The 21,240-nt window shown below is 73.7% G+C and carries 21 protein-coding genes and 1 tRNA gene; 16 read left to right on the top strand and 6 right to left on the bottom strand.

Translation table 11 applies throughout. From position 1 onward, the window contains the following. Nucleotides 1-57 precede the first annotated feature (57 nt). Nucleotides 58-1,050 (top strand): LysR family transcriptional regulator, encoded by a 993-nt coding sequence (locus tag ACF059_RS30120; RefSeq protein WP_392063234.1) that lies wholly within the window; start codon nucleotides 58-60, stop codon nucleotides 1,048-1,050. On the opposite strand, the gene ACF059_RS30115 is transcribed toward ACF059_RS30120, so the two are convergent. Together ACF059_RS30115 and ACF059_RS30110 are read right to left on the bottom strand one after the other, a co-directional pair. Then, entirely contained in the window at nucleotides 1,004-1,834 is an 831-nt protein-coding gene (locus tag ACF059_RS30115; RefSeq protein WP_392063231.1) for a class I SAM-dependent methyltransferase, read from the bottom strand. The two genes, ACF059_RS30120 and ACF059_RS30115, sit on opposite strands and share 47 nt — an antisense overlap. Before the next feature lie 89 nt (nucleotides 1,835-1,923). Beyond that, the gene (locus ACF059_RS30110) at nucleotides 1,924-2,523 is read right to left on the bottom strand and encodes a GNAT family N-acetyltransferase (protein WP_392063228.1); all 600 of its coding nucleotides are present in this window, start codon (nucleotides 2,521-2,523) and stop codon (nucleotides 1,924-1,926) included. A gap of 110 nt (nucleotides 2,524-2,633) precedes the next feature. Here ACF059_RS30110 and ACF059_RS30105 point away from each other — a divergent pair, with 110 nt between their 5' ends. The 10 genes from ACF059_RS30105 to ACF059_RS30060 are packed head-to-tail and all read left to right on the top strand — an operon-like array spanning nucleotide 2,634 to nucleotide 13,871. Beyond that, complete coding sequence (locus ACF059_RS30105; protein ID WP_392063224.1) at nucleotides 2,634-3,914, top strand: ATP-grasp domain-containing protein; 1,281 nt, start codon at nucleotides 2,634-2,636, stop codon at nucleotides 3,912-3,914. Next, entirely contained in the window at nucleotides 3,911-4,750 is an 840-nt protein-coding gene (locus ACF059_RS30100; RefSeq protein ID WP_392063221.1) for a Rossmann-like domain-containing protein, read from the top strand. The genes ACF059_RS30105 and ACF059_RS30100 overlap by 4 nt, the downstream gene beginning before the upstream one ends. After that, the gene (locus ACF059_RS30095) at nucleotides 4,747-5,835 is read left to right on the top strand and encodes a PLP-dependent cysteine synthase family protein (protein WP_392063218.1); all 1,089 of its coding nucleotides are present in this window, start codon (nucleotides 4,747-4,749) and stop codon (nucleotides 5,833-5,835) included. Before ACF059_RS30100 ends, ACF059_RS30095 begins: the two co-directional genes overlap by 4 nt. Further along, nucleotides 5,832-7,013: a dipeptide epimerase gene (locus tag ACF059_RS30090; protein ID WP_392063215.1), complete on the top strand. Its 1,182-nt coding sequence runs from the start codon at nucleotides 5,832-5,834 to the stop codon at nucleotides 7,011-7,013. Before ACF059_RS30095 ends, ACF059_RS30090 begins: the two co-directional genes overlap by 4 nt. Beyond that, the gene (locus ACF059_RS30085; protein ID WP_392063212.1) at nucleotides 7,010-8,281 is read left to right on the top strand and encodes an MFS transporter; all 1,272 of its coding nucleotides are present in this window, start codon (nucleotides 7,010-7,012) and stop codon (nucleotides 8,279-8,281) included. Before ACF059_RS30090 ends, ACF059_RS30085 begins: the two co-directional genes overlap by 4 nt. A gap of 41 nt (nucleotides 8,282-8,322) precedes the next feature. Then, the gene (locus ACF059_RS30080; protein WP_392063375.1) at nucleotides 8,323-9,138 is read left to right on the top strand and encodes a class I SAM-dependent methyltransferase; all 816 of its coding nucleotides are present in this window, start codon (nucleotides 8,323-8,325) and stop codon (nucleotides 9,136-9,138) included. After that, nucleotides 9,135-10,700, top strand: coding sequence for an ABC transporter substrate-binding protein (locus tag ACF059_RS30075; RefSeq protein ID WP_392063209.1), 1,566 nt, complete (start codon nucleotides 9,135-9,137; stop codon nucleotides 10,698-10,700). Before ACF059_RS30080 ends, ACF059_RS30075 begins: the two co-directional genes overlap by 4 nt. Further along, the gene (locus ACF059_RS30070; protein WP_392063206.1) at nucleotides 10,697-11,644 is read left to right on the top strand and encodes an ABC transporter permease; all 948 of its coding nucleotides are present in this window, start codon (nucleotides 10,697-10,699) and stop codon (nucleotides 11,642-11,644) included. Before ACF059_RS30075 ends, ACF059_RS30070 begins: the two co-directional genes overlap by 4 nt. Further along, nucleotides 11,641-12,450: an ABC transporter permease gene (locus tag ACF059_RS30065; protein ID WP_392063203.1), complete on the top strand. Its 810-nt coding sequence runs from the start codon at nucleotides 11,641-11,643 to the stop codon at nucleotides 12,448-12,450. Before ACF059_RS30070 ends, ACF059_RS30065 begins: the two co-directional genes overlap by 4 nt. After that, nucleotides 12,447-13,871, top strand: coding sequence for an ABC transporter ATP-binding protein (locus tag ACF059_RS30060; RefSeq protein WP_392063200.1), 1,425 nt, complete (start codon nucleotides 12,447-12,449; stop codon nucleotides 13,869-13,871). Before ACF059_RS30065 ends, ACF059_RS30060 begins: the two co-directional genes overlap by 4 nt. Here ACF059_RS30060 and ACF059_RS30055 read toward each other — a convergent pair whose 3' ends face one another. Both ACF059_RS30055 and ACF059_RS30050 read right to left on the bottom strand, forming a co-directional pair. Continuing rightward, on the bottom strand, nucleotides 13,872-14,105 hold the full coding sequence (locus tag ACF059_RS30055) for an antitoxin MazE7 (protein ID WP_392063196.1): 234 nt from the start codon (nucleotides 14,103-14,105) through the stop codon (nucleotides 13,872-13,874). Nucleotides 14,106-14,217: 112 nt separating this feature from the next. Further along, nucleotides 14,218-14,291: transfer RNA gene (locus ACF059_RS30050), tRNA-Met, on the bottom strand. 287 nt (nucleotides 14,292-14,578) lie between these two features. On the opposite strand from ACF059_RS30050, the gene ACF059_RS30045 reads away from it, so the two are divergent. Continuing rightward, nucleotides 14,579-14,782 carry a cold-shock protein gene (locus ACF059_RS30045; RefSeq protein WP_030384970.1) on the top strand — a complete coding sequence of 68 codons (204 nt, stop codon included), beginning with the start codon at nucleotides 14,579-14,581 and terminating at the stop codon, nucleotides 14,780-14,782. 124 nt (nucleotides 14,783-14,906) lie between these two features. On the opposite strand, the gene ACF059_RS30040 is transcribed toward ACF059_RS30045, so the two are convergent. Continuing rightward, nucleotides 14,907-15,326 (bottom strand): arsenate reductase ArsC, encoded by a 420-nt coding sequence (locus tag ACF059_RS30040; RefSeq protein WP_392063193.1) that lies wholly within the window; start codon nucleotides 15,324-15,326, stop codon nucleotides 14,907-14,909. 78 nt (nucleotides 15,327-15,404) lie between these two features. Here ACF059_RS30040 and ACF059_RS30035 point away from each other — a divergent pair, with 78 nt between their 5' ends. From ACF059_RS30035 to ACF059_RS30025, 3 genes are all read left to right on the top strand, one after another. Further along, nucleotides 15,405-15,719: an ArsR/SmtB family transcription factor gene (locus ACF059_RS30035; protein ID WP_392063190.1), complete on the top strand. Its 315-nt coding sequence runs from the start codon at nucleotides 15,405-15,407 to the stop codon at nucleotides 15,717-15,719. Between the two features lie 84 nt (nucleotides 15,720-15,803). Then, entirely contained in the window at nucleotides 15,804-16,634 is an 831-nt protein-coding gene (locus ACF059_RS30030; RefSeq protein ID WP_392063187.1) for an aquaporin, read from the top strand. A gap of 63 nt (nucleotides 16,635-16,697) precedes the next feature. Beyond that, entirely contained in the window at nucleotides 16,698-17,405 is a 708-nt protein-coding gene (locus tag ACF059_RS30025) for a ribonuclease H (RefSeq protein ID WP_392063184.1), read from the top strand. 29 nt (nucleotides 17,406-17,434) lie between these two features. Here the strand turns inward: ACF059_RS30025 and ACF059_RS30020 are convergent, their stop codons facing one another. Beyond that, entirely contained in the window at nucleotides 17,435-18,517 is a 1,083-nt protein-coding gene (locus tag ACF059_RS30020; protein ID WP_392063181.1) for a mechanosensitive ion channel family protein, read from the bottom strand. Nucleotides 18,518-18,884: 367 nt separating this feature from the next. On the opposite strand from ACF059_RS30020, the gene ACF059_RS30015 reads away from it, so the two are divergent. Then, entirely contained in the window at nucleotides 18,885-21,197 is a 2,313-nt protein-coding gene (locus tag ACF059_RS30015) for a family 20 glycosylhydrolase (protein ID WP_392063178.1), read from the top strand. The last annotated feature ends 43 nt before the right edge of the window (nucleotides 21,198-21,240 follow it).

Raw genomic sequence — 21,240 nt, 5'->3', positions numbered from 1 at the left:
GGCAGGCATAAGTCCCGCGTTATGGTGCGGTGGCGGCCCGCTGCGTACGCTGCCCGGATGCAGCTGGAGTTGAGGCATCTGCAAGCCGTTTGCCGGATAGCGGAAGCGGGCAGCCTGGGGGGCGCGGCGCGGCGGCTCGGAGTGTCCCAGCCCGCCCTCTCCGCCCAGCTGCGCCGCATCGAGCAGGTCACCGGCGGCGAGCTGTTCGTGCGGGGCCGGGGCGGCGTGGAGCCCACGGCACTGGGCCAGTTCGTGCTGGCCAAGGCGCGTCGCGTGCTCAGCGAGATGGACGCGCTCGGAGCGGAGGCGCGCGCGATCGGGACCGGCAGCCCGCTGCGGCTGGGCTGCATCCTGCTGGTCCTGCTCGACGGCCTGCTCGCCGAGACGGACCTGTCCATGTCGGGCCAGGAGATCACCGTGGACCTGGAGCACTCGGTGACCGCGCTGGCGCGGATGCTGGGCACCGGGCAGTACGACGCGATCGTCTACGGGGAGGTCAACGACCACGAGGTGCGGCTCCCCGCGGGCGCCCTCGCCAGGACGCTCGTCCCCAAGGAGCCGTTCTGCATCCGGCTGTCGGCGAAGCACCCGCTCGCGGACCGGGACCGCATCGACCTCGCCGATCTCGCCGAGGAGGCCTGGATGACGCCCGTGGAGGACGACGACGGCGGCCCCGAAGCCCTCGTCGAGGCCTGCGCGAAGGCCGGTTTCACCCCGTCACTGCGCTACCGGATCACCGACCGCATGATGCAGTACGACCTGATCGCCGCCGGGCGCGCGATCTCCCTGAGCCAGCCCACGGCCCCGCAGGTGGCGGGTACGGTGATGCGCCCGCTCACGGGCACCCCGATCACCGGGCGCATCCGGCTCGCCTGGAACCGTTCGGCGGTGTCGGCCGGCCAGGCGGACCTGCTCTACCGGGCCGCGGCCCGCGCCTATCTGGCCAACGTGGACAACAACCGTTTCCACAGGGAGTGGTGGGACGCCCACCCGGACCTGCAGATCAGTCCCGGCGGTGAGCCGTCAGCAGCAGGTACTCCCACTCCATGACGCCGTCCGCGGTGTGCGCCGCCGCGAGGGCGTCCAGTTCCCCGTCCAGGGCGGCGACCCGGTCGGGCTCCTTGGCGACGGCGCGGTAGGCGGCGATCGTCGGCCCGTACAGGGCCTTGAAGAACTCCCGGAAGTCCGAGGGCTTGGCGAACCGCTCCACCCGGACCGTCTGCCGGCGCGAGACCACGTCGCCCACCCTGTCGCCCAGCAGCTCGTGGACGTGTTCCTCGTCCCCCCACAGCGCCGGGGGCTGGGCCCCGGGCGGCGATGGGGGAGGGTACGGCTCCAACGTGGCCAGCAGCCGGCCCATGAACCCCTCGGGAGTCCAGTTGACCAGCCCCACCGTGCCGCCGGAGCGGCAGACGCGCAGCATCTCGTCGGCGGCGAGCCGGTGGTGCGGGGCGAACATGACGCCGACGCAGGACATCACGGTGTCGAACTCGCCGTCCGCGAAGGGCAGCGCCTCCGCGTCCGCCTCCGTCCACTCCACCCGGGTGCCGCGTACGGTCGCCAGGTGCCACCCCACTTCGAGCAGCTCGGGCGTGAGGTCGCACGCCACGACGTCGGCCCCGGCCAGGGCCGCCGGAATCGCGGCGTTCCCGGAGCCGGTGGCGATGTCGAGCACCCGGTCGCCGCGCCGCACCCCGCACTCGCGGACGAGCAGGGCGCCGAGGTCCGGAAAGAGGTGCGAGGCCACGGAGGGATAGTCGCCCAGCGCCCACATGTGGCGGTGCGCGGCCTTCAGGGAGCGGTCGGTGCGGACCGCGTCGCTCGCCTCGCTCATGCCAGCCGCCCTCCAGGGCTCGGATCAGCCCCTTCTTCGAGCATAGGTACGTTCCCCGGGCGCGGCCCGTCGGGCCGGGACCGGCCCGGCTACGGCAGCGGGATCTCGAAGTGCACCGTGCCGTAGCCGCCGTGCTCACCCGTGGTGCGGGCGTCGAAGACCTCGCTGGCCAGGCTCCGCCAGAAGCCCTCCGCACCGGGCACGTCCACATTGGTGTGCAGGTAGACGCGCTCGTAGCCCGGCACCGAGGCCGCGAACGCGCACGCCTCCCGCACCATGGCGCGGGCCAGCCCGTGCCGGCGGTGAGCGGGGCGCACGTAGACCCGTAGGAGCTGCGCCGTGCGGCCCGAGGCGTAGCGCTCGGCCAGCCAGCGCGGATGCGGGGGGTGGGCGGGTCCCCGGGAGTGCAGGGCGCACGTGCCCACCACCTCCCCGTCCCGCACGGCCACGACGAGGGTGTGCCGCGGATGGTCGAGGTAGGTGCCGCGGATGTCGACCACGTCGCCGTGCCACTCGGGCACGTACCCGTAGGTGAACTCCCGGTAGAAGGTGTCGAGCATGACGCTGCGCGCGCCCCGTACGTCCTGCGGCCCGGCGTGGCGCACCTCGTAGGCCGCGGCTCTCCGGTGCGGGGGCGCCCCGGATGGCCCCGGGGTCCCGGGTGCCTGATGTTGTTTCAGATCCTCCATCGCTCCACCGTAGCGGAAAACCGCCCTATTGGAAATGAAAACGATTTCAGATAGCGTCCGGTCTGCAAGCGGCCCGCGCGGGCCGTCACCGCGGTCGGAGAGGAAGTCCAGTGGGACATCTGCTGGTTGTCGAAAGTTGGGTGGGGTCGATGAGCAGGCTCCTGCCCCGGGCCATCCGTGAAGGCGGCCACGAGTTCAGCTTCCTCACCCGGGACCTGCACCACTACCTGCGCTCCGCCCCCGCCGACGGCCCGCACCCGCTGCTCGCCGCGCGCAACGTCGTCACGGCCGACACCAACGACACGGACACGCTGCTCCCGCTCGTCGAACGGCTGCACGAGGTCCTCGCCTTCGACGGCGTGGTCTCCTCCTGCGACTACTACCTGCCCGCCGTCGCGCGGATCGCCGAGCGCCTCGGCCTGCCCGGCCCCACCGCCACGGCCGTCGAGGACGCCTGCCGCAAGGACCGCACCCGCCGGGTGCTGGCCGCGGCCGGGGTGCCCGGCCCGCGGTTCGCCGTCTGCGCGGACACCGCCCGGGCGGCGGCCGCCGCCCGCGAGATCGGCTACCCGCTGGTCGTCAAGCCCGTCGACCTGTGCGCGGGCATGCTGGTGCGCCGCGTCGACGACGAACGCGAGCTCGACCGGGCCTGCCGCGCGCTGGACGGCTTCCCCGTCAACGCCCGCGGACAGCGACGCGCCCCCGTCCTGCTCCTCGAAGAACTGCTCACCGGCCCGGAGATCAGCGTCGAGACCGTCACCCACGACGGCGCCACGCACGTCGTCGGCATCACCGACAAGAGCATCGGCGGAGCCCCCGCCTTCATCGAGACCGGCCACATGTTCCCGGCCGACCTGGCCCCGGCCCTGGCGGCCGAGGCCGCCGACAGTGCCGTACGAGCCGTCGAGGCACTCGGCCTGGACCACGTCGTCTGCCACACCGAGCTCAAGCTGACCCCGGCCGGGCCGCGCCTCATCGAGGTCAACCCCCGCCCCGCCGGCAACCGCATCACCGAACTCGTCCGCCACGTGACCGGCGTAGACCTCGCCGCCGCCTGCGTGGACGTCGCGCTCGGCCACACCCCCGACCTCGCCGTCCGCCCCACCGGCGTGCGCAGCGCCGCCATCGCCTTCCTGCTGCCCGAAGCGGCCGGCACCCTCACCGGCATCGACGGCGCCGACCAGGTACGCGGCCGGCCCGGCGTCCTGGAGCTCACCCTCGCCGAACCGGGCCGCACCGTGCGCGCCGCGACCAGCAACAACGAGTACCTCGGCCACGTCATGACCGCCGACACCCAAGGCCCCGGAGCCCGCCGGGAAGCCGAACGGCTGCTCGCCGCCCTGCGCCCCTCCTACGCGTGCCCCGACCTGCCCGCGGCGGTGCCCGCGTGATCGCGCTCGCCCCCACCCTCCCCGAACCGTCGGTGCGCAGCGTGGACGACCTCCTCGGACGCGTCCGCGCCGGGGCCTACGGACCCGACCCCGCCGGGCAGCGCGTCGCCCTCGCCTTCACCACCGTCCAGGCCGTACGCCACGAGGGCCGCTCCGTCGGCTACCGCAACGAGGTGCTCAGCCTGCGCCTCGACGCGGCCGTCGGCTCCTGCGCGGTGGAACCGGGCGCCCTGTCCCCGGCCGCGCTCGACGACTGCGCCGGCTCCACCGTCGCCGACCTGCTCGACCACCCGCTGCTGCCCGTACGGATCGCCGCGCTCGACGCGTACCTGATGCACGTCCGCCCGCACACGCCCGAGAACGGCGCCCGCCCCTACCCGATCCCCGGCGGCGGCACGCTCCAGCGCTCCCGGGCCCGCGCCCGCGCCGTGGCCGACCTGCTCCCCGATACCGGGCTGGAGCGAGTCCTGGTCGTCGGCGTCGTCAACTCCCTGCTGGAACGGCTCCGCGAGCGCGGGACCGCGTACGCGCCCTGCGACCTCAAGGGCGGCGCCACCGAATGGGGCGAGCCCGTCCTGACCGACACCCTCGCGGAGCTGGAGCGCTGCGACGCGATCCTCGCCTCCGGGATGACCCTCGGCAACGGCACCTTCCAGCCGCTGCTCGACCACGCCGCCGCCACCGGCAAGCCCCTCGTCATGTTCGCCCAGACCGGCAGCGCCGTGCTGCCGCACTTCCTCGGCGCCGGGGTGAGCGCCGTGTCCGCCGAGCCCTACCCCTTCTTCTGGCTCGACGGCGGCCCCGGCCTCGTCCACCGCTACGGGGGCACCCGATGACCACCACCCCGATCCTGCCGCGTCAGGCGGCCCGTACGTCAAACCCCGATCTCCTGCCGCTCCTCGGCCACACGCCCCTCGCCAGGATCCGCACGGACCTGCCGCACCGGCACCCCGGCTTCTGGGCGAAGCTCGAATGCCTCGGCGCGGGCGGGATGAAGGCCCGCGCCGCCGTCTCCATGCTCACCGGCGCCCGCGCCCGCGGCGAACTCCAGCCCGGCGACCCCGTCGTGGAATCCACCTCCGGCACCCTGGGCGTCGGGCTCGCCTTCGCCGGGCAGGCCCTCGGCCACCCCGTCGTCCTCGTCGGCGACACCGAACTCGAACCGTCCATGCGCCAGTTGCTGCGCGCGTACGGGGCCCGGCTCGAACTCGTCGACCGCCCGGCCGCGGTGGGCGGCTGGCAGGCCGCCCGGATCGCCCGGCTGCGCGAGGTGCTGCGCCGGACACCGCGGGCCTACTGGCCCGACCAGTACAACAACCCCGACAACGCCGCCGGTTACCTCACCCTGGCCGCCGAACTGACCGGCCAGCTCGACCACCTCGACGTCCTGGTGTGCAGCGTGGGCACCGGCGGCCACAGCGCCGGCCTGGCCGGCCCGCTGCGCCGCCGCTGGCCCCGCCTGAAGGTCATCGGGGTCGACTCCGTCGGCTCGGCCATCTTCGGACAGCCCGCCCGACCCCGCCTGATGCGCGGGCTCGGCAGCAGCATCCACCCCGCCAACGTCGCCCACGAGGCCTTCGACGAAGTGCACTGGGTGGGGCCCGCCGAAGCCGTCGACGCCTGCCGCCGGCTCGCCAGATCCGCCTTCGTCAGCGGCGGCTGGAGCACCGGGGCCGTGGCCCTCGTCGCCGCCTGGGCGGCCCGCGTCGAGCCCGGCGCCGTCGTCGCCACCGTCTTCCCCGACGGACCGCACCGCTACCTCGGCACCGTCTACGACGACGACTTCTGCCGCGCCCACGGCCTGGACACCGCCACCCTCGCCGTCCGCCCCCTGGAGATCCCGCACCCCCAGGCCGTCGAGGCGGCCGGCTGGGCCCGCTGCCGGACCGTACTGGCCCCGAGCCGAGGAGGCGCGGCGTGAAGCTGACCTGGCGCACCGCGGACCTGCGGCTCGCCGAGCCCCTGCGGATCTCCCGCTCGGTGATGACGCGGCGCGACGCCGTCTGGGTCACCGTCGAACACGGGGGACTGCGGGGCTGGGGTGAAGCCGTGAGCAGCGCGTACCTCGGGCTGCCGACCGAGCGGATCCTGAAGCACCTGGAGTCTGTGCGCGCCGCCACCGAGCGCTTCCCCGACCCCGAGACCGCCTGGGCCGAGACCGCCCCTCCCGAGACCGGCACCGGCCGCACCGCCTGGACGGGCCTGCCGCCCGGGGTCCTGGCCGCGATCGAGGCCGCCGTCCTGGACCTGGTGGGCAAGCGGGCCGGCGAACCCGCCCACCGCCTGCTGGGCACGCCCGAGGCACCTGCCGCCGCCACCGCCCGTACGATCGGCATCATCGCGCCGGTACCGGCCGCGGCGCAGGCGGCCCGGCTCGCCCTCGGCGGCTTCACCACCCTCAAGGTCAAGGCGGGGTCCCCCGATCCGGCCGAGGACCTCGCTCGCGTGGACGCCGTACGCATAGCGGCCCCCGGCGCGGACCTGCTGCTCGACCCCAACGGGGCGTGGACCGAACGCCAGGCCCTGGAGCTGCTCCCGCGCTTCGCCGCGCTCGGCGTCACCGCGGTGGAGCAGCCGATCGCGCCCGGCAGTCCGGACGCCCTGGCGCGCGTGGCCGAGCGGTCCCCGGTCCCGGTCATCGCCGACGAGGACGCGATCTCCTACGAGGACGCCCTGGCCCTGGCGGGACGGGTCCACGGCATCAACGTCAAACTGGCCAAGTGCGGCGGGGTGCGGGCCGCCCTGCGCGTCCACGAGGCCCTGCGCGGCACGGGCACCGAACTGATGCTCGGCTGCCTCACCGCGAGCTCCCTGGGCATCGCCCCGGCCGTGCACCTCGCCGACCGGGCCCGCTGGGTGGACCTCGACGGGCACCTGCTGCTCGCCGCGGACCCGTGGAGCGGCATCGGCGGAACCGACGGCACCGTACGCGCCGCGGACCGGGCCGGCCTCGGCGTCAGACCCGCCGGGGCGGAACGGGGCGCGGGCGGCCCCGGGGGACCGCACGGCGACGGCGGACGGCACGGCTCAGGCAGGCCGCACGGCGACGGTGGACCGCACGGCTCTGGCAGACCGCACGGCGCGGGCGCGGCCCGGTGAAGACCCTCGCCTGCGTGCGGGAGTTCCCGCTCGCCGTACGCGTGCTCCTCGTCAACCAGCTCGGCGTCAACACCGGCTTCTACCTCCTCGTCCCCTACCTCGCCACCCACCTCTCCGAGGACCTCGGCCTCTCGGCGGCCGTCGTCGGCGTGGTCCTGGGCCTGCGCAACCTCAGCCAGCAGGGCCTGTTCCTGCTCGGCGGTTCGGCCGCCGACCGGCTCGGCGCCCGCGGGGTGATCATCGCCGGGTGCGCGCTGCGGACCGTCGGCTTCGCCCTGTTCGCGCTCGGCGACGCCCTGCCGCTGCTGCTCGCCGCGTCCATACTCAGCGGGCTCGCGGGGGCCCTGTTCAACCCCGCCGTGCGGACCTACGTCGCCCAGGAGGCGGGCGACCGCAAGGCCGAGGCCTTCGCGCTGTTCAACGTCTTCGCCGCCACCGGAGCGCTGCTCGGCCCGCTGCTGGGCACCCTGCTGCTCCTCGTGGACTTCCGGGCGGCCGCCGTGACCGCGGCCGCCGTCTTCGCCGCGCTCACCCTCGCCCAGCTGCTGGTGCTGCCCGCCCGGCCGGTTCCGGCCCCGCAGACCCGCCTGACGGGCGACTGGCGGGAGGCGGCGGGCAGCCGCGGCTTCCTTCCCTTCTCCCTCGCCATGATCGGCATGTACGGACTGGAGAACCAGCTCTACCTGCTGCTGCCCCACGCGGCGCTGCGGGCCTGCGGCTGGGACGGTTCGATCGGCCTGCTCTTCCTCGCCGGAACCCTCGCCCACCTCCTCTTTCAGCTCCGCATCACCCGTCGGCTGAAAGCCGCGGGCAGCCGCGCCCGCTGGATCGCCACCGGCCTGGCGGTCATGGGGCTGGCCTTCGTGCCGCCGATGCTCGTCTCGGGCGCCCGCGCCCCGCATCCGGCGTATCTGCTGCCCGTCCTGGCCGGCGCCCTGCTCCTGCACCTCGGCGTGATGATCGCCCAGCCCTTCGTGATGGAGCTGATACCCGCCTTCGGCCGCGAGGGCCTCACCGGCACGTTCTACGGCCTCTTCTACGCGGTGTCCGGCATCGCGGCCGCCCTCGGCAGCGCGGCGGTCGGCTGGGCGATGGACACCGCCGGCCACACCGGCTTGGCCTGGCTGCCCTTCGCCTGCTGCCTCGCCCTCGGCCTGGCCTCCGCGGCGGCCGTCGCCCGGCTGCACCGAAGACGGGCGCTGCCCGCGGAACCCGGGACGCCCGGTCCGCCGCCCCACGCCACCCGCCCGAGAAGCGAGACCCGATGAGCGAGACCTTGATGACCGAGACCCCGACGGCCGAGACCTTGATGAGCACCGGCAACCTCCTGACCGACCACCCCGAGCTGTACGAGGAGCGCTTCCCCGACCCGGACCACCTGGCGGCCCGCTGGGCCGAGGACGTGCTCGCGCGCCACGGCGCCGGACCCCGCGTCCTGGACGTCGGCTGCGGCACCGGCCGCGACGCCGCCTGGCTGCACCACGAGGCCGGCCGCGAGGTCACCGCCCTCGACGCCTCCCCGACGATGCTGGCCCACGCCCGCCGCCATCACCCCGGCCCCGCCCATCACCGGGCCGACATGCGCGACTTCGACCTCGGGACCCGCTTCGACGCCGTCCTGTGCCTGGACAGCGCCCTGCTCTACTGCCACACCAACGAGGACCTCACCGCCTTCCTGGCCCGCTGCCGCGCCCACCTCACCCCCGGCGGACTGCTCGTCGCCGAGATGCGCAACGGCGCCTTCTTCCTCGGCAGCACCGAGCTCCTCGACGGCCCGCGCAGCGACGCCTTCACCTGGCGCGGCACCACGTACACCTCCCACACCACCCTCTGGATCGACCACGGCACCCAACTCCTGCGCCGCCGCAGGACCTGGACCGCCGACGACGGCTCCCCGCCCCAGGAGCAGCACTCCGCCTGGAGGCTCCTCTTCCCGCAGGAACTGCGGTACTTCCTCACCACCGCCGGCTTCGAGGTCCTCGCGCTGCACGACGGACCCGGTCCCCGCACCGAACCGCCGTGGACCGAGGGCGCCGCCCCGCACGGGACCACGCGTTCCGACCGCCTCCACCTCATCGCCCGGCTCACGCCCCACCACCCCGCCAACGGAGACACCACCCCATGAACGACACCCGCTCCCGCCTCGCCCGCCGGGGCTTCCTCCTCGCCACGGGCGCCACCGCCCTCGCCCTCACCACGGCCTGCGGCACAGGCGCCACCGCCCCGGACGCCGAGAACGCCGCCGACGGCACTCCCCAGCCCGGCGGCCGGCTGCGCGCCGCCTTCGCGGGCGGCGGCGCGGCCGAGACCCTCGACCCGCACGCCGCCAACCTGTTCGTCGACGCCGCCCGCGCCAAGGCCCTCTTCGACAAGCTCGCCGACTTCGGCGCCGACCTCGCGCCCGTACCCCGCCTCGCCGCCCGCTGGGAACCGAACGACACCCTCGACACCTGGCGGATCACCCTGCGCACGGCCGCCTTCCACGACGGCCGCCCCGTCACCGCCGAAGACGTGCTCTACAGCTACCGCAGGATCGCCGACCCCAAGGGAACCTTCCGCGCCAAGGCGTCGCTGGACCCCATCGACCTCGCCGCGAGCCGCGCCGTGGACGCCTCCACCGTCGAGTTCAAGCTCAAGCGCCCGTACGCCGAATTCCCCAACACCCTCGCGGCGTTCGGCGCCTACATCGTCCCCAAGGACACCACCGCCTTCGACCGGCCCGTCGGATCCGGCCCCTTCACCTTCGTCTCCTTCAAGCCCGGCAGCAGCCTCCTCCTCAAGCGCAACCCGGCCTACTGGGAGGGCGCGCCGCACCTGGAAGAACTCGAATTCGTCATCGCGGGCGAGGAGTCCGCCCGCGTGGGCGCCCTGCTCGGCGGCCAGGTCGAGTACGCCCACGAACTGAACCCGGCCACGGCCCGCGCCCACGAGGGCAAGGGCCGCATCGACGTCGTCCGGCTGCCCGGCAGCGCCATGCAGGGCTTCGTCATGAAGACCGACCGGCCGCCCTTCGACGACAAGCGCGTCCGCCAGGCCTTCTTCCTGATCGCCGACCGCAGGGAACTCGTCGACGGCGCGCTCTCGGGAGCCGGGGAGATCGGCAACGACCTCTTCGGCAAGGGCTGCCAGTACTACGCCGGCGGCCTTCCCCAGCGCGCCCAGGACCTGGAGCGGGCCCGGGCCCTCCTCAAGGAGGCCGGCGCCGAAGGGCTCAAGGTCACCCTCGACACCGCACCCGCCGCCACGGGCTTCATCGAGGCCGCCGGCATCTTCAAGGAGCAGGCGGCCAAGGCCGGGGTCACCGTCGAGGTGAAGGTCGGCAACAAGGACACCTACTGGAAGGACATCCTGTCCTCCGGAACCTTCGCCTCCTACCGCTCGGGCGCCATGCCCATCGAGTCCCACGTCTCCCAGCGGCTGCTCACCGGCTCCACCACCAACGCCACCAAGTGGCAGCACAAGGACTTCGACGACCTGTACCAGCAGGCCCAGTCCACCCGCGACGAGAAGGAACGCACCGCCCTCTACGAGCGCATGCAGCGCCGGCTCCACGACGAAGGGGGTTTCCTGATCTGGGGGTTCGCCGACTGGATCGTCGCCACCGCACCCCGGGTTCGCGGGGTGTCCAAGACGGCCCCCGCCAACACCCTCGACTGGGCGCGCTTCGACAAGATCTGGCTCGCGTGACGGGCGGCCTTCCCTGGATCGGCCGCCGTCTGCTCCTGGGCCTGGGGCAGACGGCGGCCGTCGTCCTGCTCGTCTTCGCCCTCACCGAGGCGCTGCCCGGCGACGCGGCCGTCGCACTCGCCGGGGACCAGCCCGACCCCGAGCGGATCGCCCGCATCCGCGTGGCCATGCGGCTGGACCGGCCCGCCGCCGAGCGGCTCGCGGAGTGGCTCACCGGTCTGCTCCACGGCGACCTCGGCACCTCCCTGGTGACGGGACGGCCCGTCACCGGCCATCTCGCGGCGGGCCTCGGCCCCACCCTCCTCCTCGCCGCCGCCACGCTCACCGTGCTGGTCCCGCTCTCCGTCGGACTCGGCGTGCTCGCCGCCCGGCGCGAGGGCGGCCTCGTGGACCGCACCGTCAGCGCCGTGACCCTGGCCCTGCACGCCGTACCGGAATTCGCCCTCGGCGTGCTGCTGGCCGCGCTCTTCGCCCTGCACCTGGGCTGGCTCCCGGCCACCGCGGTCGCCACCGACCTCGCGACGCGGCCCGCGGCCATCGTCCTGCCCGTCCTGGTCCTGACGGCCCGGCCGGTGTGCACCCTGAGCCGCCTGGTGCGCGCCGGGATGATCGAGGCGATGGCCTCCCCGTACGTCGCCCAGGCCCGCCGGTACGGACTGTCCGCCGCCCGCATCCGCTGGGCCCACGCCCTCCCGGGCGCCCTGGCACCCGCCGCCCAGCAGCTGGCGCGCACCTGCGACTGGCTGCTGAGCGGGGTGATCGTCGTCGAGGCCCTGTTCGTCGTGCCCGGCCTCGGAACCGTGCTCATCGAGGCCGTCGCCGCCCGCGACGTACCGGTCGTCCAGGGCATGGCGGTGGTCTTCGGCGTCGTCACCGTCCTGGCCAACCTCGGCGCCGACCTCGTCGCACGCCGTTTCGCACCCCGCTCGGAGGCGGCCGCGTGAAACTCCCCCCGGCGCGGTACGCCCTCGGCATCGCGCTCGTGTGCGTACCCCTGCTGCTCGCCGTCCTCGGACCGCTGGCCGCGGGCCCCGCCGGCCCGAGGTCCGTCTCCTTCTCCCTGGGCCCCGGCCACTGGCTCGGAACCGACTTCGCCGGCCGGGACGTCTGGCGCCAGGTCCTGCTCGGCGGCCGGTCCGTGGTGCTCGTGGCACTCGGCGCGACCCTACTGGCCTACCTCCTGGCCCTGCCGGTCGGGCTCGCCGCCGCGCTCACGCGCCGGAGCTGGCTGCAGGAGGCCCTGATGAGGCCGCTGGACGTGCTGATCGCCGTACCCTCCCTGCTCCTCGTGCTGCTCGTCGCATCGACCTTCACCCCGGGGCCCGCCGGGCTGACCGCCCTGGTCGGGCTGGCCGCCGTACCCGACGCGGCGCGCGTCGTGTACGCGGCGGCGGTCGAGGTGTCCTCCCGGCCGGCCGTCGAAGCGCTGCGGATGCAGGGCGAGTCCTGGTGGCGCACGGCGCTGGGCTACGTGGCCCGCTCCCTGCGGCGCACGCTCGCCGCGGACGCCGGTATCCGCCTGACCGGGGCCCTGTACCTGGTGGCCACCGCCGCGTTCCTCGGCGTCGGCGTCGCACCGGACGCCGCCGACTGGGCGGTGATGGTCGACCGCAACCGCACCGGGCTGTTCCTCCAGCCCTGGGCCGTGGTCGTGCCCGCCCTGCTCATCGCCGCCCTGTCGATGGGCGTCAACCTGCTGTTCGACGCGGCCCTGCAACAGGACGGCCGCCGGAAGGGAGCGCGGACATGACCGCCGTCGCAGAGGTACGGGCCCTTCGGGTCGAGGTCGGCGGCCGGGCCCTGGTCGACGGAGTGAGCCTCACCGCCCGCGCCGGCCGGGTCACCGCCGTCATCGGCCCCTCCGGCAGCGGCAAGACCACCACGGGCCTCGCCCTCCTCGGCGAGTACCCGCCGGGCGCCCGTGTCGAGGGCACCGTGCGGACCCGGCCGGGCGCGGTGGGGTACGTACCGCAGCACCCGGCCGCCGTGCTCCACCCGGCCCGGCGCGTCGGCGCCCTGCTGCGCGACATCGCGGCCCGCCGGGGAGGCGGCCGCCGGGAGATCCGCCGGAGGGTGCACGAGGCGCTGGAGCTGGCGCAGCTCCCGGACCCCGCGGAGATCCTGCGCCGCTTCCCCCACCAGCTGTCCGGCGGCCAGCAGCAGCGCGTGGTGCTGGCGCAGGCCCTGCTCCTGGGCGCCGAGGTCGTCGTCGCCGACGAACCGACGACGGGGCAGGACCCGCTCACCAAACAGGGCGTCGTGACGGAGCTGGCGGCCCTCGCCGCGCGGGGCGTCGCCGTCGTCCTGCTCAGCCACGACATGGACGTGGTGCGGCAGCTCGCCGACGAGGTCGTCGTCATGCGGGCGGGCCGGATCGTGGAGCGCGGCCCGGCGCGCACCGTGCTCGGCGACCCGGCGCCGCAGGGCGCCCCCGCCAGGAGCGGCTCGCGCCGCCCGGCCGGGCCCGTGGTGCTGGAGGCCGACGGCCTCACCGCCCGCCACCGCACGGCGCGCGGCGTCGTCGACGTCCTGCACGACGTCACGCTCTCGGTCGCGGCGGGGGAGTGCCTGGCGCTGGTCGGCCGCTCCGGCAGCGGCAAGACCACCCTCGGGAGGTGCCTGGCGGGGCTGCACGCCGACCACGCGGGAGTGATCCTGCTCGACGGCGAGCCCCTGCCGCGCAGCGTGCGCTCCCGCAGCCGCAGCCAACTGGCCGCCGTGCAGTACGTGTTCCAGGACGCGAAGGCGGCCTTCGACGAGCACCGGCCCGTCCTCGACCAGGTGGCCCGCACGGCCGTCCGGCTGCGCGGCGCCGCCGCCCGGCCCGCCCGGGAGGAGGCCGTGCGGACGATGGAGGCGCTGGGCCTGGGCGCGGTGGCGGCCGGACGCCGTCCGGGGGCCCTGTCCGGCGGGGAACTCCAGCGCGCCGCGCTGGCCCGCGCCCTGCTGGCGCGGCCGCGGGTCCTCGTCTGCGACGAGATCACCTCCGGCCTCGACCCCGCCACCCGCGCAGCCCTGCTCGTACTGCTCGCCGGGCTGCGGGAACGGGCGGAACTCGCCCTGGTGTTCATCACCCACGACCTCGCGGCCGCCGAGGCGCTGGCCGACCGTACCGCCGTCCTGGACGCGGGAGCGATCGTGGAGCCGGGCGGCGGGCGCTCGCCCGCCTGATCACCTGGTGGGAGCCGCCGGCCCGCCGAAGTCGCGGGCGAACCCCTCGCGGAAGCCGGGCCGCTCCACGGCCCCCTCGAAGGCGCGGGCGGCGCGTGCGAGCGCGGCCCCGTCCTCCTGGGCGGCGGTGAGCTCGGCCAGGTACGCGCGCAGGCTCAGTCCGCGGTCCGCGGCCAGCGCGGCGAGCCGGTCGTACACATCGGTGTCGACCTCGACTGGGGTGGTGTCGGCCATGCTCCGAGTATGCGCGCCCGCAGACCCCTCGCGGGCCCGTTCGCGCGCCCCGGGCACGTCGCCCCATGACAGAAATGCCCGGATCCATCAGGATCCGGGCACTTCCGAGCAGTAGCGGGGACAGGATTTGAACCTGCGACCTCTGGGTTATGAGCCCAGCGAGCTACCGAGCTGCTCCACCCCGCGTCGGTAGACCTCACCCTACGGCATCACGGGCGCCCCACTCGCCACATTTCGGGACGACCGGCTCCGGGGGTGCCGGCCAGGCCGGTTTTCACCCCGAAACGCGAGATCATTCCCCCTGGTGACCGTGCGTGCAGGCGTGTACCTTCACGGGTAGCTGTCGTGGTTCCAAGTGCCTTGCCCGTGCCTTTCGGTGTGGGCAGTTTTGCTGTGTTGTGCCGTAGGACCAGGGCGATCACCTCCGTCTTCCACGCCGTGTGGAAGACGTACGTCAACGGGAAGGCATGAACATGGCTACGGGAACCGTGAAGTGGTTCAACTCTGAAAAGGGCTTCGGCTTCATCGCCCAGGACGGCGGCGGCCCGGACGTCTTCGCCCACTACTCGGCGATCAACGCCTCCGGCTACCGCGAGCTCCAGGAGGGTCAGGCCGTGACCTTCGACATCACGCAGGGCCAGAAGGGCCCGCAGGCGGAGAACATCACCCCCGCCTGATCTCGGAGCGACGGAGAACCGGTTCGGCGCTGGCGCGCCGGAACGGCCGACGTGAACACACCAGGGCCGTGCGGCGACTGCCGCACGGCCCTGGTGCCGTGAGGGGGGCGCCCCCCCCGGGCGGTCAGACCCGCCGTTCGGCGTCGATCTCGGCGATCAGGCCCTCGATCAGGCCCTTGATCTCGTCGCGGATGGGGCGGACCGCCTCGACGCCCTGGCCGGCCGGGTCCTCCAGCTGCCAGTCGAGATAGGTCTTGCCCGGGAAGTACGGGCAGGCGTCGCCGCAGCCCATGGTGATCACGTAGTCGGACGCCTGGACCGCCTCGGGCGTCAGGACCTTCGGCTGCTGCCCGGAGATGTCGATCCCCACCTCGGCCATCGCGGCGACGGCGGACGGGTTGACCCGGTCCCCGGGCACCGAGCCGGCCGAGCGGACCTCCACGCGGTCCCCGGCGAGGTGGCGCAGAAAACCGGCCGCCATCTGGGAACGGCCCGCGTTGTGGACGCAGACGAACAGGACGGAGGCGGCGGGAACGGCGGGCATGTGGTCTTCCTCGGAGTCGGTTCGGCTCGGCTCGGCTGGGGCTCGTGTCAGGCCCGGCTGATGTGACAGTATCAGCGCATGATGACGTCAGTCGACACTGAACTGATCCGAGTCCTGGCAGACCCCCTCAGGCTTCAGATCGTGACCCTGCTCTCCCGCGAGACGCTGTGCACCACGCACCTCGTGGAAGAGACCGGCGCCAAGCAGACCAACCTCTCCAACCACCTGAGGGTCCTGCGCGAGGCCGGGGTCGTGGAGACCGAACCGTGCGGCCGCTTCACCTACTACCGGCTCCGCCCGGACGTCATCGAGGGCCTGGCCGGCCAGTTCGCCGGCCTGGCACAGACCGCGCGCGCCACCGCCGAAGCGAACGTCAAGCGGTCCTGCGCGTAGTCCGTTCCTCCCGCCTGTCCGGCTTCCCGACCCGTCTGCCCTGCCCTGCCTTGCCCTGGCCTGCCCGTTCGAGGAGAACCCGTCGTGACCGCCACCGAGCCCGTCGCCGCCGCCCCCGCGCCGGACCCCGTCATAGCCGCCGACGTGCCCCGGCCCGCGCCCGGCGCCACCCCGCCCCGCACCCCCCTGATCGCCCGGGCCGCCGCCGAGCTGGTCGGCACCGCGGCCCTGGTCGCGGTCGTGGTCGGCTCCGGCATCCAGGCGACCGAGCTCACCCAGGACGTGGCGCTGCAACTGCTGGCCAACTCCACCGCCACCGTCTTCGGCCTCGGCGTGCTCATCGTGCTCCTGGGACCCGTCTCGGGCGCGCACTTCAACCCGGCGGTCACCCTCGCCGAATGGTGGACCGCCCGCCGGGGCGGCGCCGGCGTCACCGGCCGGGAGCTGGCCGTCTACGTGCCCTCGCAGGTCGTCGGCGCGGTCGCGGGCGCCATCCTGGCGGACGCGATGTTCGGCGAACCGCTCGTGCGGTGGTCCACCCACGACCGTTCCGCCGGGAACCTGCTGCTGGGCGAGGTGGTCGCCACGGCCGGCCTGATCCTGCTGATCTTCGGGCTGGCCCGCACCGACCGGCTGCGCTTCGCGCCCGTGGCGGTCGCCTCGTACATCGGCGCCGCGTACTGGTTCACCTCCTCCACCTCCTTCGCGAACCCGGCCGTGACCCTCGGCCGCGCGTTCACGGACACCTTCGCCGGCATCGCCCCGGCCTCGGTGCCCGGCTTCGTCGGCATGCAGCTGGTCGGTGTCGTCCTCGGCCTCGCGCTGGTGGCGGTCGTCTTCCAGCGCCGGAAGACCGGCGCAGGGACGGAAGCGGGAACGGAAGCAGGCGCGGACGGCGGGGCGCCCGGGGCCTGAGCCCCGCCTCGGCGGCGGTCACGGGCGACGCGTCGGTCCCTCGGGATGAGGCATGATCGGGGGATGTCTGATCGCATCATTGCCGCCTGTGACGGAGCGGCGAAGGGTAATCCCGGGCCCGCCGGATGGGGCTGGGTCATCGCCGACTCCGAGGGACGTCCCGAGCGTTGGGAGGCGGGCCCGCTCGGGCGCGCCACCAACAACATCGGGGAGCTGACCGCCCTCCAGCGGCTGCTCGAAGCCCTCGCCCCCGGGACGTCCGTCGAGGTCCGGATGGACTCCCAGTACGCGATGAAGGCCGTGACGCAGTGGCTCGCGGGCTGGAAGCGCAATGGCTGGAAGACCTCCTCCGGCCAGCCGGTCGCCAACCGCGAGCTGGTGGAGCGGATCGACCGGCTGCTGGCCGATCGTGACGTGACCTTCCTGTACGTGCCGGCGCACCGCGAGGACGGGGACCACCTGAACGCGATCGCCGACCAGGCCGCCAGCGACGCCGCCCGTACACAGGAGGCCGCCGGTACGGCCCTCGGACACCCGGACATGCCGGTGCCGGAGCCGGCCGCGCCCTCGCGCCGCAAGGCCGCCCCCGCGAAGGCGCGTACGTCCTCGGGGGTGGAGGCGGGCCGCGGACCGCGGGCGATCAAGGCGAAGTTCGCGGGCAGCTGCGCGTGCGGGAAGCCGTATGCCGTCGGCGACATGATCACCAAGAACGGGAGCCGCTGGGGCCACCAGGCCTGCGGCGCCGCCGTCCCCGACGGCGCCACGGCGTAGGAGCGGTGCGGGGGCTTCGGCGGTCGGCCTCAGCGCTCGGTCAGCACCGAGTCCGTCGCGTCGCGCTGGTGCGGGACGGCCGAGCCCCACGGCTGGACGGAGACGGTGCGGGTGGGCGCGGGGATGGAGATGCCCTCCGCCCGGTAGCGCCGGTGCAGGCGCTTGATGAACTCGTGCTTGATCCGGTACTGGTCGCTGAACTCGCCCACGCCCAGGATCACGGTGAAGTTGATCCGGGAGTCGGCGAAGGTGTGGAAGCGGACGGCGGCCTCGTGGTCGGCGACCCCTCCGGAGATGTCGGCCATCACGCTGTCCACGACGTCCAGGGTGACCCGCTCGACGTGCTCCAGGTCGCTGTCGTAGCCGACGCCCACCTGGACGAGCAGGGACAGCCGCTGTTCCGGCTGGGTGAAGTTGGTCATGTTCGTCCGCGCGAGGCGGCCGTTGGGGATGATCACCAGGTTGTTCGACAGGTTGCGCACCACGGTGTTGCGCCAGTTGATGTCGACGACGTACCCCTCCTCGCCGCCGCTGAGCCGGATGTAGTCCCCGGGCTGCACCGTCTTCGAGGCGAGGATGTGGACGCCCGCGAAGAGGTTGGCGAGCGTGTCCTGCAAGGCCAGGGCGACCGCGAGTCCGCCCACGCCGAGGGCGGTCAGCAGCGGGGCGATGGACACGCCCATGGTTTCGAGCGCGACGAGCGCGCCCATGGCCAGCACGACGACGCGCGTGATGTTGACGAAGATGGAGGCCGATCCGGCCACTCCCGTGCGGGCCTGCGCCAGGGACTGCACGAGCCCGGCGATGATCCGGGCCGCCGTGACCGTGGCGACGAGGACGAGCAGGGCGGTCAGGGACTGGTTCACGATGCCCGTGACCCGCGTGGTCAGCGGCAGCGCCGAGGCCGCGGCGGCGGCGCCGCCGATGACGGCCGCCCAGGGTGCGACGGTGCGCAGCGCGGCGACGATGATGTCGTCCCCGCTCCAGGCCGTCCTGCTGGCGTGGTTGCCCAGCCAGCGCAGGACGGCGCGCAACAGCAGCCCGGCCGCGACACCCGCCGCGAGCGCGATGGCGGCCACCACCCAGTCGTGCAGGACGAGATCCCGGCTCAACGGACCCCCTCCGGTGCGAAGGGCATCGCCGAGCGGCGTATGTGCTGTGTCGTCACTGTGTCGTCACCTGTCAGATCGTGCTGTGCGGGGGCCCGTTCGGACGTGCGTGCGCACCGAAGGGGGGCTGCCAATCCTGCCGCATGGACGAAGGGGTGCCGCAAGGCGGCCTGTCCTCGGCCCGGCCGGTATGGGTGCGATCCGGCCACCCCCACGCTCCGGTGCCCGAGTTGAGGCCCGCATCCCCTCGGCGCTTGCGCGTTCCTGCGTGATGCGACGCCGTTCCGAGCATCTATTGACATGTATCTGGCGCTGCGCTGCACTGGTGCACCCCACACGCTCCGCTCGGCCCACCCGGCTGGAGGCAGCCATGCGTCTGCTCAGACTGCTGATCGCCACCGCGTGCGCGGTGTGCGCCCTGGCCCTACCCGGCACCGGCGTCGGACCCGGCCCCGCACAGGCGGCCGCCGGGCCCCCGCAGACCGTACCGGCCCTGCGCCAGTGGACGGCCGGCACCGGTACGTACACCTTTACCGCCTCCTCCCGCATCGTCGTCGACCCGGCCTCGGCCGCCGAACTGGCCGACGAGGCCGCTACGTTCGCCGAGGACCTGGGGGCGCTGGCCGGCCGCAGCGTGGCCGTCGTCACCGGGAGCGCCGCCCCAGGCGACATCGCGCTCGGCCTCGGCGTCACCTCCCTGCCCGCCGAGGGTTACCGGATGACGGTCGCGGGAGCCCTCACCGTCCAGGCCGGGACCGACACCGGAGCGTTCTACGGGACCCGCACCGTCCTCCAGCTCCTGCGCCACTCCGCCTCGGTGCCGGCCGGCACGGCGGTCGACTGGCCGACCAAGGCGGAGCGCGGGCTCATGGTCGACCAGGGGCGCAAGTTCTTCACCGTGGACTGGCTGCGCCGGCACATCAAGGAGCTGGCGTACCTCAAGCTCAACTACTTCCACTTCCACCTGTCGGACACGTACGGCTTCCGACTGGAGAGCTCCACCCACCCGGAGATCGTCTCCGGCGACCACTACTCCAAGCAGGACATCGCCGAACTGGTCGAGCTCGGCCGCAAGTACCACGTCACCATCGTCCCGGAGATAGACACCCCCGGGCACATGAACGCGGTCCTGGCCGCGCACCCCGAGCTCAAGCTCAAGAGCAGCTCCGGCGCGGTCAGCAACGACTTCATCGACCTCTCGCTGCCCGGTTCGTACACCTTGATCAAGGATCTGGTCAACGAGTACCTGCCGCTGTTCCCGGCACCGTACTGGCACATAGGCGCCGACGAATACGTCACCGACTACGGCAAGTACCCGCAGCTGCTCAGCTACGCACGCGCCCACTACGGTGCGAACGCCACCGCCAAGGACACCTACTACGGCTTCGTCAACTGGGCGGACGACCTGGTGCGTGCGGGTGGCAAGACGACCCGGATGTGGAACGACGGCATCAAGTCCGGCGACGGGACGCTGCGGCCCCACCCCGGCATCGTCGTCGAGTACTGGTACAGCTACGGCCTGACCCCCCAGCAGCTGGCGAATGCCGGGCACGTCGTCGCCAACGAGTCCTGGACGCCCACCTATTACGTGCTCGGGGGAGCGAAGCCCGACACCAAGTGGATGTACGAGACCTGGACTCCGGACCGCTTCGAGGGCGGCGCCACCCTCTCCGACCCCGCCAAGAACCCCGGCTCGCTCCTCCACGTGTGGTGCGACAACCCCACCGCCGAGACCGAGGAGCAGATAGCCGCCGGCATCATGTACCCGCTGCGCGCGCTCGCCCAGCAGACCTGGGGGTCCCCGAAGCTCGCGGCCACCTACGCCGCCTTCACCCCGCTCGTCGCGAGCATCGGCCACAACCCCGCCTGGCCCGGCCTCTCCCAGCCCGGCAACCTGGCCCTGGGGCGTCCGACCACCGCCTCCAGCACGGAGACCGCGAACTTCCCGGCGGCCTCCGCCACCGACGGCGATCCCGGCACCCGCTGGTCCAGCGCCTACAGCGACCCGCAGTGGCTGCAGGTCGACCTCGGCTCCAGCCGCAGCGTCAGCCGCGTCGTGCTGCGCTGGGAGGCGGCGTACGGCAAGGCGTTCCAGATCCAGCTCTCCGACGACGCCACCACCTGGCGCACCGTCCACTCCACGACCGCCGGCGTCGGCGGGGTCCAGGACCTGACCGGCCTCACCGGATCCGGCCGGTACCTCCGGGTGTACGGCACGCAGCGCGCCACCTCCTACGGCTACTCGCTGTACGAGGTCGAGGTGTACGGCAGCCCGTGGGGAGGCACCCGTACCCTCACCGCGGGCGGCAAGGCCCTGGACGACCCGGCGAGCTCCAGCGCGTCCGGAACCCAGCTGATCACCTGGACACCGCACGGCGGGCCCAACCAGCAATGGCAGCTGACCCTCAACGGCGACGGCACCCACACCCTGGTCAACGGCGCGTCCGGGCTGTGCGCCGACGTCCTGGGCGGATCGACCGCCGCGGGCGCGGCGGTCGTCCAGGCGACGTGCACCGGCGGCGACAGCCAGCACTGGAAGATCGCGGAACTCGGCGCGGGAGCCCACTCGGTGGCCAACAAGAAGAGCGTACTCCTGCTGACCACGGGCTCCGGTGCGGACGGAGCCCTGGTCACCCAGCAGCCGGTCAACGGCTCGGCGTACCAGCAGTGGCAGATCGCCTGACGGCCGCAGGGGGGCGGCCGGCCCCGCGATGCCCGGGGCCGGC

Origin of the sequence: Streptomyces sp. NPDC016562 (assembly GCF_043076955.1) — a bacterium.
Classification (GTDB): domain Bacteria; phylum Actinomycetota; class Actinomycetes; order Streptomycetales; family Streptomycetaceae; genus Streptomyces.
This window is presented reverse-complemented; position numbering and strand designations above follow the sequence as displayed.